Source organism: Nocardia sp. NBC_01503, from assembly GCF_036327755.1.
Lineage (GTDB): Bacteria > Actinomycetota > Actinomycetes > Mycobacteriales > Mycobacteriaceae > Nocardia.
The window spans coordinates 2,623,690-2,636,820 of sequence record NZ_CP109596.1; the positions used below are offsets into that span (position 1 = coordinate 2,623,690).

Below are 13,131 nucleotides of genomic sequence, written 5' to 3' on the forward strand. Positions count from 1 at the left end.
GATCAATGGTAAAGCCTGTGCACCAGGACATCTCGGGGCTCATCCGGACCGAAATATTCGATCTCGTGCTCGGCCCAGACGAATCCGACCTCTTTGTACAGGTGATAGGCGGCTTGATTACCCGGCCGCACCGTCACGAAGACCTGATCGACCCGCTGTGCCCGGCATTGATCGAGCGCGGTTTCCAGCAGGCTGCGCCCGTAGCCGCGGCCCCGGCAGTATCCGGCGACCGCGAATCCCATGAACCAGGCGGCACTCTCCCGCCCGAGCGCGGTGAGTACGTAGCCGCAGACTCGCCCTTCGTGCTCGGCGACCAACCAGTGTGGGCCGTGCAGCTCGAACAGTTGGCGCAGAATGAAATACGGATAGGCCAGGTGTGCGAACTCGGCCGCTTCCAGAGCCTGAACGGCATCGAGATCTGCCAGGCGAGCCGCCCGGAAGACCGGTGCCTGCTGTCCGAAGGCCAACAAACGCCCTCCCCCTTCACCGCAGCAGTGCGATGAATTCCAGGGTAGGCGTCCGGTATGGAGTTTGGGATGCGGTTCGGCCCGCTCGCCGTCTGCCGGACGGGCGGGCCGAACCGCGCTGACGCAACGCGGCGGGGGGTTCGCCGTCGCACCCGGAGGTAGGAGGGTGCGACGGCTATCGAAAGGCGGTGCGGCAGCTGCTTTTGCGTCGGGGTCTGAACGTGCGGCGGAGATCGAGCATCCACCACAGTGCGCGATGCACCGCGCGTTCGTACCGGTCGGCGCCTGTTGTCATGGCAGGGCGCGCTCGTCGAGCACGCACCGTCCCTCCTCCACCAGCGTCGCGCGGGCGCGGCGCCGGACCTTACAGCTCTGCACGGTGCAGTCCAGGTGCAATTGCATTGCGGCATGGGCTTGTTCGACGCTCATGACGCCTGGATCCCTGCGACATACCAGCAATCCGGCAATGGGCATATTGAGGGTGGTCAGTTGCATGATCCGACCTCCGGAAGAGATCGGTGGTAGGGGGTGACGACTTCGGCCATGACTCCTCGTTCCGCATGGAATTCCTGAAGTGCCCGGAGCATTCAGGAAACGAAAGGGGACTCACAACACCGCCCCGGGCACATATCCAGCACACCATGGGCAGCCGTCCGGCGGGCGTTTTTCGAAGATGAGAACGCAAAATTGCGCGAATTCCCAGCAGTGAATCCACTTGGGGGAGGAGGATTCTCCATAGTGGACGAAGCCCCCAGCCGATGAGATGTGTGTCCGGGCGGGAGCCGGTGTACCGCAAGACTATCGCACGGCATCACCCGGTCACCGAGCGTCGCCGGGGCCCGGCATTGTCGTGCCACCGCCCGCTCGTGCCCGCGACCGAGAACGGAGCGCGCTGTGTCAGAGAGCCCTGCGTCATCGACCCTGCCCCGCCGTCAGCTCGGCCGCTATCTGCGGGACTGGCGCATACAGGCGGGATTGACCATCGCCGAGGCCGCCAAACTCATGGAGTGGGGCGCCAGCACGCTACAGCGGCTGGAGAAGGGCAATGCCGACCGCATTCGCACCATCGACATCCATGAGCTGTGCCGTATCTACGGCATTCCGGCCGAAATCACCGACGGGCTCAAGGGTTTGGCGCAGCAGGCCGCGGTCAAGAGCTGGTGGCACTCCTACGGCGATCTCATTCCGGAGAACTTCGACGTCTATGTCGGCCTGGAAGCATCCGCACAGCGGTTGTCCTGCTACCAATCGGAATTGGTGCCGGGGCTGCTGCAGACCGCCGATTACGCAAGGGCCCTGAACACTCTCGGCTATCCGGAAGACACTGCGGCGGAGGTGAATCGGCGGGTTCAGCTGCGCCTGCAGCGGCAAGCGCTGATCAGCCGTCGTATGCACCCGGCGACGGTCGCCATGGTGTTGCACGAATCGGTATTGCGCCGGTCCGTGGGAGGTGCAAAGGTGATGGCGGCGCAGGTGCGGCACCTGGCGGATTTGAGCACCAGACCCAATGTCGCACTGCGCATCCTGCCCTTTGAAGCCGGTGTCCCGCTGGGACTTTCGACCGGTCCGTTCGTGATTCTCGAGTTCGGGACCGATAGCAAGGGGCAACCGGTCGAACCCCCGGTGGTCTATGTGGAGGGGTTCACCGGCGATCTGTATCTCGAAAGACAGGGCGATGTTCAGCGCTATCGCCGGGCGCAGGAATGCCTGGAACGCTGCGCGCTGGAGGTCCAGGACAGCAGAGACCTGCTGCGGCAGGTGGCGAAGGAGTACGCCGCCTGGGCGGTCAGGCCCGTAGGAGGCAGCGGAGCGTAACCACGGAGGGCTCCGCGCAGGCGAAGAAGGGACAGAGCATGAGGATGGCGGAGCCGGCCGGGTTGGCCGGAGCGCACTGGTTCAAGAGCAGTCGCAGCGGCGCCGGTAAGGAGTGCGTCGAGGTGGCGTTCCTGACCGATGGGCGGGTGGGGGTGCGGGACAGTAAGAATCCGGAGGGGCCGGCCCTGGTGTTCGGGGCGCGGGAATGGGATTCGTTCCGGGAATTGATCGTGCGCGATTGATTCGTCACCGGAGCGGTCGGTGAACCTACTGTTCATCGACCGCCCCGGAGGAAGATCACGAAACAGCGGCCGTTCGGCATCGAAAACATGTTTGCCAGGGCTAAGCATGGGTAACCAATAATGCGTGGACCGAGGGCTGAAGAATTCGCGACCCCGGTACCGCAGATTAGGTCCCGATGACTGGATGGAACGGTTGATCGTAGGGATGCTCTTCGCGGTATCGGCGATGGGCATTTACGTACTCACCGGAGCATTGATTTCGGCGGTGGCCGTGGGACTGCTGGTAGGCGCCGTGGCGCTGGCGGTCGTCGCCATGCTGTAACCCTTCGTCATCCCGGCGCGCTTTTGGCCGGGATCCACACTGCAACGGTGGATCCCGGCCAAGGACACGCCGGGATGACGGGTTTCAGCGGCGGAAGAGCTTATTGCCCAACCAGACCAGCGGATCGTACTTCCGGTCCGCCACCCGCTCCTTGAGTGGGATCAGCGCATTGTCGGTGATCTTGATGTGCTCGGGGCAGACCTCGGTACAGCATTTGGTGATATTGCAGAAGCCGAGCCCCGCTTCTTCCTGTGCGAGCTCACGCCGATCCGCGACATCGAGCGGATGCATTTCGAGCTCCGCGATACGCATGAGATAGCGCGGTCCGGCGAAGGACTCCTTGTTCTCCTCATGATCACGAACGACGTGGCAGGTGTTCTGACACAGAAAGCATTCGATGCACTTGCGGAATTCCTGTGAGCGCTCCACATCCTGCTGCTGCATGCGGTACTCACCCGGCTTCAGATCCACCGGCGGGGTGAAGGACGGAATTTCGCGCGCCTTCTGATAATTGAACGACACATCGGTGACCAGGTCCCGGATCACCGGGAAGGTGCGCAGCGGCGTCACCGTGATGACGTCCTCGGGCGTGAAGGTGGACATGCGGGTCATGCACAGCAGTCGCGGCCGCCCGTTCACCTCCGCCGAACACGATCCGCACTTGCCCGCCTTGCAGTTCCAGCGCACCGCCAGATCGGGGGTCTGGGTCTGCTGCAGGCGATGGATGACATCGAGCACCACCTCGCCCTCGTTCACCTGGACGGTGAAGTCCTGCAGTTCGCCGCCCTCGATATCGCCGCGCCAGACCTTGAACTTCGCGTCGTAACCCATGGCTATTCCGCCTCTCCGGCGCCGTCCCGCACGGGGGCGAGGTCGGCAGTGCTGTAATACTTTTCGAGTTCGTGGAGGTCGAACAACTGGAGCAGATCGGTGCGCATGGGCACCTGATCCTCCGGTGTGACGAGTACCGACGGCACCGTGAAACCGATTTCGTCCGAATCGATTCGGCAGACCAGCAGTTTGTTGCGCCACGCCGGATCCATCCCCGGATGGTCGTCGCGGGTGTGCCCGCCGCGAGATTCGGTGCGCTGCAACGCGGCCTGCGCCACGCATTCGCTGATGAGCAGCATGTTCCGCAGATCCAGGGCCAGATGCCAGCCCGGATTGAACTGCCGATGCCCCTCGACGGTGACGCCGTCGTAGCGGTCGCGCAGTTCGGACAGCTTCTCGATGGCCTGCTGCAGCTCACCCTCCTTGCGGATGATGCCGACCAGATCGTTCATGGTCTGCTGCAGATCCAGGTGCATGCTGTACGGGTTCTCGCCCGGCCCGTCGCTGGGCGGATCGAACGGTGCCACAGCGGCTTTCGCGGCGGCGGCGATATCGGTGTCGGAGATCTTGGGGCGTCCGGGCAGCTGCTCCACATAGGTGGCCGCGCCCAGTCCGGCACGCCGGCCGAAGACGAGCAGATCCGAGAGCGAGTTGCCGCCGAGCCGGTTGGAGCCGTGCATACCGCCGGAACACTCACCGGCGGCGAACAATCCGGGCACGGTGGCCGCACCGGTATCGGGATCGACCTCGATACCACCCATGACGTAGTGGCAGGTCGGCCCGACCTCCATGGCCTCTTTGGTGATATCCACATCCGCCAGCTCCAGGAACTGGTGATGCATCGAGGGCAGCCGCTTCTTGATCTCCGCGGCGGGCAGCCGGGACGAAATGTCCAGGTACACACCGCCGTGCTCGGTTCCGCGCCCCGCCTTGACCTCTTCGTTGATGGCGCGGGCGACCTCATCGCGGGGGAGTAGATCAGGGGTGCGGCGCGCGGAGTCGTTGTCCTTCAACCACTGATCGGCCTCCTCCTCGGATTCGGCGTACTGCCCCTTGAAGACTCCGGGGATGTAGTCGAACATGAAGCGCTTGCCGTCGGAGTTCTTCAGTACGCCACCGTCGCCGCGCACACCCTCGGTGACGAGAATGCCCTTCACGCTGGGCGGCCAGACCATGCCGGTCGGATGGAACTGCAGGAACTCCATATTGATGAGCGTCGCGCCCGCGCGCAGTGCGAGCGCGTGCCCGTCGCCGGTGTACTCCCAGGAATTGGAGGTCACCTTGTAGGATTTGCCGATTCCGCCGGTGGCCAGCACCACCGCGGGCGTCTCGAACAGGACGAACCGGCCCGACTCCCGCCAGTAGCCGAACGCGCCGGAGATCTTGTCGCCGTCCTTGAGCAGTTCGGTGATGGTCAACTCGGCGAAGACCTTGATGCGCGCCTCGTAATCACCGGTGGCCGCGAAGTCCTCCTGCTGCAGCGAGACGATCTTCTGCTGCATGGTGCGGATGAGCTCGAGCCCGGTGCGGTCGCCGACGTGCGCGAGCCGCGGATAGGTGTGTCCGCCGAAGTTGCGCTGGCTGATTCGGCCGTCCTTGGTCCGATCGAACAGCGCCCCATAGGTTTCCAGTTCCCACACCCGGTCGGGGGCCTCCTGCGCGTGCAGTTCGGCCATCCGCCAGTTGTTGAGGAATTTGCCACCGCGCATGGTGTCCTTGAAATGGGTCTGCCAATTGTCCTTCTCATTGGCATTTCCCATGGCGGCCGCGCAGCCGCCCTCGGCCATGACGGTGTGCGCCTTGCCGAACAGCGATTTGCACACCACCGCCACCGACAGGCCGTGTTCGCGGGCTTCGATGACCGCACGCAGTCCGGCGCCGCCCGCACCGATCACCACGACGTCGTACTTGTGCCGTTCGACTTCAGGCATGGAACCGAATACTCCTGACAGACTTGGGAATTGGGATCAGCGTGATCAGCCGATGAGGCGCGGATCGCTGATGGTGCCGCTCGCGACCAACATGACGTAGAAGTCGGTGAGGATGAGCGTGCCGAGGGTGGTCCAGGCCAGCAGCATGTGCCGGGTGTTCAGCGCGGAGACCTTGGTCCAGAACCAGTAGCGCACCGGATGCGCGGAGAAGTGCTTGAGCCGTCCACCCGCGATATGCCGGCAGGAGTGGCAGGAGAGCGTGTACGCCCACAGCAGCAGCGCATTGCCGGTGATGATGATGGTGCCCAGGCCGATGCCGAAGCCGCCGTCCTTGCCGTGGAACGAGATTGCCGCGTCATAGGTGTTGATCACCGCGATGATCGCCGCCACGAAGAAGAAGTAGCGGTGCGCGTTCTGGATGATCAGCGGCAGCTTGGTCTCGCCGGTGTACTTCTGATGCGGTTCGGCGACCGCGCAGGCCGGCGGGGAGAACCACACCGCGCGGTAATAGGCCTTGCGGTAGTAGTAGCAGGTGAGCCGGAACAGCAACAGGAACGGCAACACCAGAAAGCCCAGTGGGATCCACATGGGCAGGTGGCCGATCGGCGTGCCGAGGTGACTGGAGCCCTCGACGCACGACGCGCTCAGGCACGGTGAGTAGAACGGCGTCAGGTAGTGGTAGTCGTTCACCCAATAGGCCGCGCGCGCAAACGATCTCACGGTGGCGTAGATGACGAAGGTGCCCAGGCCCAGCACCGTGACCAGCGGTGGAACCCACCAGCTGTCGGTCCGGAGGGTGCGCGCGGAGATGGCCGCGCGACCCTTGCTGAATACCCCGGTCGTGCTCGATTCAGGACCCTTGACTGGTGCGGCGCTCACTGCTGGATGCCTCGCTGCTCTACCCCGTGGAACGTCATCGTTACCTCCGGCATCGAATGTGATGGTGAGCACCCTACGACAGGGCAGCTATCACCCGCGCTCGGTACAGCGAATTCGTGATCGCGTGATTTGCGCCACAATCGCGTGGTTTCACGGCCGGTCGTTTGATTGGTGAACAAACGGCTATCTCACCAAGAACGTTCGATCACAGGGTGATTCGGACATTCCCGAACAAGCGGCGCGCGACCCTCCATTTTCCGTTCGCGCAGCGTCACACGGCAGCAACAACACTGTGGTGACCTTGCCCTGAGCTAGACCCCAGTAGGGGAGCCGGTGCAGAGCTTGAAGGGAGCCGGTTGATGAGGAGAGCCGCGATTGTGATGCCGATGCGCACACCTGTCGGCCTGCCGGGGGGAGCCCTGGCAGCAGTTGCGCCGCAACGGTTGATCTCGACGGTGCTGAGCGCGGTGGTGGGCAGGTCGGGAATCGACCCGTATCGCATCGAACAACTCGTCAGCGCCGTCCCGGATCAGCGCGCCGTGCGGGCCGCGGTCCCCCTCTCCGGGCTGCCGCCCACCATAGGGGAATTCCCCATCGGCGCCGGACCCGGTGGGGGACTGCGCGCCCTGATCACCGCCGCCATGATGGTGCAGACCGGCTCCGCCGACGTCGTGCTCGCGCTCGGCGCCGAATTCCCCAGCGCCCCAGCGCACTCCGGTGCGCTGGGAAGTCCCGCACCCTCGACTCCGGCGCGCGGCCGGGGCCCGCTCGGCGCGGGTCCGCTGCCCGCCGGTCCGCGCGGGTTCGCTCCGGCGGGCGGACCCAACGGCGCACAGCGTGTCCTGCCGCCGCGCGGTGATCTCATGGGTGTCGACACCGGTGAACAGCTCGCGGTCTGGGCCGCGGCCGAATCCCTGCGCACTCCACGGGAATCCAAGTACGCCGACCTGCTCGCCCAGCACTACGGCATCTCCCGGACGGAGGCCGACCACTACGCCGCCGCCAGTCACCGCCGGGCGGCGCGGGCGCGGCGGCAGGGCATCTTCGGCGCCGAGACCGCGCCGGTGGTGGTGAACGCGGTGCCCGAGGACGCGAATTCCGGTGTGGTGCAGCTGGTCGACCGGGACGAGGGCCTGCGTGATGATGTCTCGCCGCGCGCCTTCGCGGTGCTGGAACCGTTTCTGCCCGGCGGTGTGACCACCGTCGGCAACAGCAGCACCCGAACCCTGGCGGCCTCGGGCTGCCTGGTGGTGGCGCAGGACCGCCTGGTCGATCTGGGCTTGGAGCCGATGGGCTATCTGGTCGGCTGGGCCGCGGCCACCGGCGAATTGGAGAGCGCCGTACCCGCGACCGGAATCGCGGTCGGTAAATCCCTGGCGCGCAGCGGTTTCGGACTGGACGAGGTGGATCTGCTGGAGATCGACGAATCCAGTGCCGTGGAGGTGCTCGCGCTGACGCGGCTCTGGGAGCGCGAGGGCTGGGAATTCGACGCCGCCGAGCGGTTGAATGTGCACGGCGCTGCCATTGCTCTCGGCGATCCGGGCGGTGCGGCGGGCCTGCGCATGGTCACCACCCTGCTGCACGAATTGTCCCGCCGCGAAGGCGGTTACGGCGTGGCCGCGATTCCCACCGGTCCATCCGAGGCGCTCGCCGCGGTCTTCGAATCGGCCTATATCGAACAGGTCGCTCCGACCCCGCGCGGCGCGCGTTTCCATGGGGCTCGTCCACCCCGGCGGTTCGGGCGGCATCGCGCCGGGTAGCGCATGCGACACGCCGTTCAACACGCCGATTATTGCTGCTGAACGGAAGTGATTCGCGGCCCCCGCTAGCACGGTGGGCACGGTAGCGGAAGCCAATGGTTTCGGGGGTGTCATTCCCCCATGTCCTGCTCAGCCGAACCCATTGAAATTGCTGAAGGTTTGCTTCATCGATCGTGAGCTTGTCGAAGAAATTTGGGCGATATGCCTTGATCATAAAGTGGTCGCTTGCTATGTTGCCTGCGTCACGTTCATTGGTGAATGTGGCCGTTTCTCTTTGCGGGCAGGCGCCGTTCGCACGGGGCAACGATTAACGCGCACAAGGAGATTCACCATGGGTTCGTTGAGTGATCTGCTCGGCTCCATTATCCCGGCTCTCGGTTCCGCGGTCGCGGGCGACGGCCTGCTGGACACCTTCCTCGGCTCGCTGGCCAAATTCCGCGGCCAGTAACAAGCCATTTCGACAATTCACCTGCATCTCGAGCACCACAAGCACGCAAGGAGCAAGACCATGGGATCTCTCTGGGATGTCCTCGGTAAGGGCAGCGGCAGCCTCGGCAGTGTCGGCACCACCATCGTGAACGCGCTGATCACGCTGAGCGGCGGCACCCCCGCCGCGGGCAAGTAAACAGTAGACGAGTAGTTCGACAATCGATTACGGGGGCGTGCCGCAGCGGTGCGCCCCCTTGGTGATGGTGCAGGGGCACAGGCGATTTCATGAGAACCTTCCAGTTGACTCTGCTGTTGACCGCGGCCCTGCTGTGGCCCCTGTGCGCGCCCGCCGCGGCGCCGGCGCAGGCCACTCCGGCCCGGTTGATCTCGCAGGCGCCCGGTGCGGGGCGGCTGATCCAGATCAACGTCTACTCCCCGGCCATGGATCGTGAGATCCCACTACAGGTGCTGCGGCCCGAGGACACCTCGACTCCGGCGCCAACGCTGTACCTGCTCAATGGCGCGGGTGGTGGTGAGGACGCCGCGAGTTGGGTCGCGCAGACCGATCTGAACGGTTTCTTCGCGGACAAACACGTGAATATCGTCGTCCCGATGGAGGGCGCGTTCAGCTACTACACCGACTGGCAGCAGGACGACCCCGGCCTCGGCAAATTCCTCGGCAACAACGGCCGGAACAAATGGGCCACCTTCCTCACCCGGGAGCTGCCGCCGGTCATCGACCGCGCCTTCGGCACCGATGGCGTGAACGCGCTGGCGGGCATCTCCATGGCGGGCACCTCCGTGCTCGACCTGGCCATCCAGGCGCCCGAGCTGTATCGCGGCGTCGCCGCCTACAGCGGCTGCGCCATGACGAGTGATCCACTGGGACAATCGTTCATCTCGTTCGTCATCAGCCTCGGCACCGGGCGCGCGCAGAATATGTGGGGTCCGCTCGACGGCCCGGGGTGGCGCGAACACGATGTACTGCTCAATGCCGATCGACTGCCGAATATCCCGATGTACATCTCCAGTGGCACCGGACTGCCCGGCCCGCACGACACCCTCGCCGATGCGACCGTACGGCAGAACACCAAGACCCTGGCCAATCAGATGCTGCTCGGCGGCGGTATCGAGGCCGCGACGCACTACTGCACCACCCGGCTCGAGGAGCGCACCCGCGCCCTGGGACGCACCGACATCACCTACAACCTCGATGAGTCGGGCACCCACTCCTGGGGCTACTGGCAGGACGAACTGCACCGGTCCTGGCCGGTGCTCAGTGGTGCGCTAGGTCTGTGAAAGGTCCTGCACCCGTTGTGATTCCAGCCGTGCGCGCTGCGCTTCCAGGGCCTGCCGCAGCCGCTCGAAGGAGCGCAGCAGCAGCTCCGCGTAGTGCCCGGTATCGGGCAGCATGGTGGTGTCGGCGCTGAAGCTGATGATCAGCTCGTCACCCTGCGAGCTGATCAGATGCCGCAGACCGTCCCCATCCATGATGGGCAGCGCCCCGAACGCGCTGAGCATGGGCGCGCCCAGGAACTCCAGCCGCTCGGCCACCGGCGGCACATTGCTGACGGTGGTGTTCGACAGCGGCACCATGGCCACCTCGTCGAATTGTCTACGCGCGCGGCCCCATCCGGCCAATCGCAGCAGCCAGGCCGGGGAGGTCTGCACCCGCTCGGCCTGCCGCAGCACCGCCGGATCCGCGCCGCGCTGCTTCTCCCGCCGCGCCGAATCGCGAATGGCGAGCAGTCGCTCCACCGGATCGGCGATATCGGTGTGCAGATCGATGGACATCTGGGTGAGCTGATTCGCCGAATTCCAGTGTGCGAGGCCGCGCATGGAGCGCGGCACCATGGCCGCGAGCGAGCCCTCCGGTGTTTCGCCGTGTTCCTCCAGATAGCTGGCCAGCGCGTCGGAGACGACGGTCAGCACCAGATCATTGACCGTAATCCGCTCCACCGAAGCGGCTTTCGTCTTCAGTACCTCCGCCATCGGCAGACGCAGCAGATCGAAGCCGAAGACCGGATCGACGCGCCGGTTGAAGCGGGTGGCGGGTCGCAGAGCCAATGGTTCGGGGAGCGCCTGCGCCGCGGTCGCCCGGGTGCGCCGCAGTCCGATCGCGAAACGTGCCATGCGATAGGGGAATACGGCCGCGGCCTTAGCGAAGGCCCGGCGTGGCGACCACTCCCGGGTAACGGCCGGAGCGTCCGTCGCGGGAAGCTCACCTCCGTCGAACAGCCGAAGTTCGAGCTCGCGGGTCGCCATACCGTCGCCCGCGCTGTGATGGAATCCGAGCAGTACCAGCGTCACCGCGCCGGGCGCTCCCGGATAACCCGTCACCCGATCGAAAATGTGAATCCGCCACGGTGGCCGATTGAGATCCATTCGGGTGGCGGCGATCTCGGCGATACGCGGTCGCGCCGCGGCCCAATCCCGATGCGGTTCCAGCCGGACGTGCCGGTCGATATCGAAATCCGAATCGTGCACCCAGTACGGCAGATCCAGATCCCAGGGCACCCGGGCCAATCGCCGTTGGAAGAGCCGGAAATGGCCGAGACGCGCACGGACCCAGGGGATTACATTCGCGGCGTCGGGCGCGACGGCTCCGGACGCGGTCGCGTCGAAGGCGTAGACCGCGACGATATTCGACGGGTGCCGCTCGAACTCGTCATAGACGAATACGGCGTCACGCGCCGTCAACTGCACTGCGGGGCTCACACACACTCCTGCCCTGGGACTTCGATGTCCCGGGCGGGAGCTTAGCTGCCCCGAATCGGTTGCGGGGCGGTTCTACTTGGTGCGGGGGCGAGAGTGGAATCCCAGGCCCTCGTCCTGCGCACCCATCCAGGCCGCCTCGTCATGTTTGGCGTCGGGGACGTAGATGGGCTCCTGCTTCTGCCGCGGGGTCTCCGGCGGCGGGGCCTGCTCGAACTCGTCGGCGTCGATGACGAGCCGCTCCAAATCGTTCTCCAACCGGCGTACCGAACCGGTCTCCCCGTAGTGGGAACGCAATGCGCTGACGCACTGCCGGAGCTGGCCGACCGTGTAGCGGAGTTCCGCAATCTCGCTGCGTGTCATCGAAAGCCTCCTCGAGCCGTGTGACAGACCACACAATATGATCTACAACACAGTACGTGAAGATGCTCGGTTCGTCTCGTCGCGGAGCAATATTCGCAGGTCGGGGACGTGTCCCCGACCTGCTCCGGTGCCCGGATCAGCCCGCGATGGCGAACTCCGGACCGCACTCCGGTTCCGGTCCGCAGGGGCGCTCACCCGGGTTCGCCATCCCCGTCAGCGCCCGATCCACCAGGGCCGCAATGGCTCCCGCGACCTCCTCGGCGCGCTCCATGATCACGCTGTGCCCGGCCCCGTCCAACCGCACCAGCTCCACATCGTCCAGCTGCGAGGCCAGCACCACCGAATGTGCGAACGGGATCACGATGTCCGCCGAACCGGCCAGCACCAGCGTCGGAATAGTGCCCAGTCGATGCAGGGTGGCGGTCTCGTCGAAGCGCATGAGCGACTCCAGGAAGCTGGCCATGGTCAACAGGGAGGTCTCGTTGAGCATGGCCGTGGCCACCGCCAGCACCCGCGGACTCACCTTGCGGGTGCCCAGGGTGGCCTCGCGCATGATCGGCTCGAAGATGTGCCGGGTGAAGTGCTTGGAGGCCTGCATGGCGCGCGGAGCCCGGCGCACCGCCACTCGTAGCGAGTGCACCGCCGGACCGTTCAGCAGCCGGCCCAGGCCGACCCGGGTGACGCTGTTGGCCGCGCCCGCCAGCAGGCCGACGCCGATGATGCGGGGGCCGATGGTCTCGGGGAACAGGCGGGCATAGGCCAGGATCGTCATGGCCCCCATCGAATGACCCACCAGCACAATCGGACCCGTTGGCGCGACCGCCCGCAGCACCGCGTCCAGATCCAGCGCCAGCTGATCGATGGTGTACGTGGCCGGATCGGCCATCCCCGAATTGCCGTGTCCGCGATGGTCGTAGAAGACCAGATGCGCCTGCTCGCGCCAATGAGGTTGCAGGTACCCGCGCAACAACTCCCAGGATTCGGTGCGCAGACAGTGGCCGTGGATGAAGACGACGGTCAGGGGTGCGTCGGTGGGGCCGAATTCGCGGACGGCGATGGGCACGCCATCCTCCGCGGTGACGGTGAGGTGGTGTCCGTCGTGGTCTGCTGCGCGTGAGCGAGTGGACATGACGTGCTCCTGGAGAGTTCGCCTTTTGCCCGGTTGTCGATGGATATTGCCGCTCTGTTAGCAGTTCACACCCGGTGTTATGGACAAGTTGTCCAACTGACGCCGGTGATCTATGTGGGACGGTCGGCTGTCCACAGCTATATCTACAGCTATCTAGCCATTTCGATAGATGGCTGTAGATAGCCCTCGCAATGGCCGCGAAGTGCTCTGCATGGAAATCTGCCCTTCTCTAGCGCAATCACTAGAAA

Annotated in this window: 13 protein-coding genes; 5 read left to right on the top strand and 8 right to left on the bottom strand. The window is 65.2% G+C overall.

The window, feature by feature from the left end; all coding sequences use genetic code 11:
- Positions 1-2: 2 nt before the first annotated feature.
- Complete coding sequence (locus OHB26_RS11775; RefSeq protein ID WP_330184215.1) at positions 3-470, bottom strand: GNAT family N-acetyltransferase; 468 nt, start codon at positions 468-470, stop codon at positions 3-5.
- Positions 471-758: 288 nt separating this feature from the next.
- Positions 759-962: a hypothetical protein gene (locus tag OHB26_RS11780; protein WP_330184216.1), complete on the bottom strand. Its 204-nt coding sequence runs from the start codon at positions 960-962 to the stop codon at positions 759-761.
- 399 nt (positions 963-1,361) lie between these two features.
- On the opposite strand from OHB26_RS11780, the gene OHB26_RS11785 reads away from it, so the two are divergent.
- From OHB26_RS11785 to OHB26_RS11795, 3 genes are all read left to right on the top strand, one after another.
- Complete coding sequence (locus OHB26_RS11785; protein ID WP_330184217.1) at positions 1,362-2,282, top strand: helix-turn-helix domain-containing protein; 921 nt, start codon at positions 1,362-1,364, stop codon at positions 2,280-2,282.
- Between the two features lie 38 nt (positions 2,283-2,320).
- Positions 2,321-2,524 carry a DUF397 domain-containing protein gene (locus tag OHB26_RS11790; protein ID WP_330184218.1) on the top strand — a complete coding sequence of 68 codons (204 nt, stop codon included), beginning with the start codon at positions 2,321-2,323 and terminating at the stop codon, positions 2,522-2,524.
- Between the two features lie 184 nt (positions 2,525-2,708).
- Entirely contained in the window at positions 2,709-2,846 is a 138-nt protein-coding gene (locus OHB26_RS11795) for a hypothetical protein (RefSeq protein WP_330184219.1), read from the top strand.
- An 84-nt stretch (positions 2,847-2,930) separates the two neighbouring features.
- On the opposite strand, the gene OHB26_RS11800 is transcribed toward OHB26_RS11795, so the two are convergent.
- The 3 genes from OHB26_RS11800 to OHB26_RS11810 are packed head-to-tail and all read right to left on the bottom strand — an operon-like array spanning position 2,931 to position 6,487.
- Positions 2,931-3,677: a succinate dehydrogenase/fumarate reductase iron-sulfur subunit gene (locus OHB26_RS11800; protein WP_330184220.1), complete on the bottom strand. Its 747-nt coding sequence runs from the start codon at positions 3,675-3,677 to the stop codon at positions 2,931-2,933.
- 2 nt (positions 3,678-3,679) lie between these two features.
- The gene (locus OHB26_RS11805) at positions 3,680-5,608 is read right to left on the bottom strand and encodes a fumarate reductase/succinate dehydrogenase flavoprotein subunit (RefSeq protein ID WP_330184221.1); all 1,929 of its coding nucleotides are present in this window, start codon (positions 5,606-5,608) and stop codon (positions 3,680-3,682) included.
- 45 nt (positions 5,609-5,653) lie between these two features.
- On the bottom strand, positions 5,654-6,487 hold the full coding sequence (locus OHB26_RS11810) for a hypothetical protein (protein WP_330184222.1): 834 nt from the start codon (positions 6,485-6,487) through the stop codon (positions 5,654-5,656).
- Positions 6,488-6,867: 380 nt separating this feature from the next.
- Here OHB26_RS11810 and OHB26_RS11815 point away from each other — a divergent pair, with 380 nt between their 5' ends.
- Together OHB26_RS11815 and OHB26_RS11820 are read left to right on the top strand one after the other, a co-directional pair.
- Entirely contained in the window at positions 6,868-8,247 is a 1,380-nt protein-coding gene (locus tag OHB26_RS11815) for an acetyl-CoA acetyltransferase (RefSeq protein WP_330185596.1), read from the top strand.
- 714 nt (positions 8,248-8,961) lie between these two features.
- Positions 8,962-9,975 (top strand): alpha/beta hydrolase, encoded by a 1,014-nt coding sequence (locus OHB26_RS11820; RefSeq protein ID WP_330184223.1) that lies wholly within the window; start codon positions 8,962-8,964, stop codon positions 9,973-9,975.
- Here the strand turns inward: OHB26_RS11820 and OHB26_RS11825 are convergent.
- The 3 genes from OHB26_RS11825 to OHB26_RS11835 all read right to left on the bottom strand — a co-directional run bounded on the left by OHB26_RS11825 (position 9,964) and on the right by OHB26_RS11835 (position 12,883).
- On the bottom strand, positions 9,964-11,394 hold the full coding sequence (locus OHB26_RS11825) for a wax ester/triacylglycerol synthase family O-acyltransferase (protein WP_330184224.1): 1,431 nt from the start codon (positions 11,392-11,394) through the stop codon (positions 9,964-9,966). The two genes, OHB26_RS11820 and OHB26_RS11825, sit on opposite strands and share 12 nt — an antisense overlap.
- 72 nt (positions 11,395-11,466) lie before the next feature.
- Positions 11,467-11,754 carry a hypothetical protein gene (locus OHB26_RS11830; protein WP_330184225.1) on the bottom strand — a complete coding sequence of 96 codons (288 nt, stop codon included), beginning with the start codon at positions 11,752-11,754 and terminating at the stop codon, positions 11,467-11,469.
- Positions 11,755-11,890: 136 nt separating this feature from the next.
- Positions 11,891-12,883, bottom strand: a complete 993-nt coding sequence (locus OHB26_RS11835; protein WP_330184226.1) for an alpha/beta fold hydrolase — start codon at positions 12,881-12,883, stop codon at positions 11,891-11,893.
- Between the last annotated feature and the right edge of the window lie 248 nt (positions 12,884-13,131).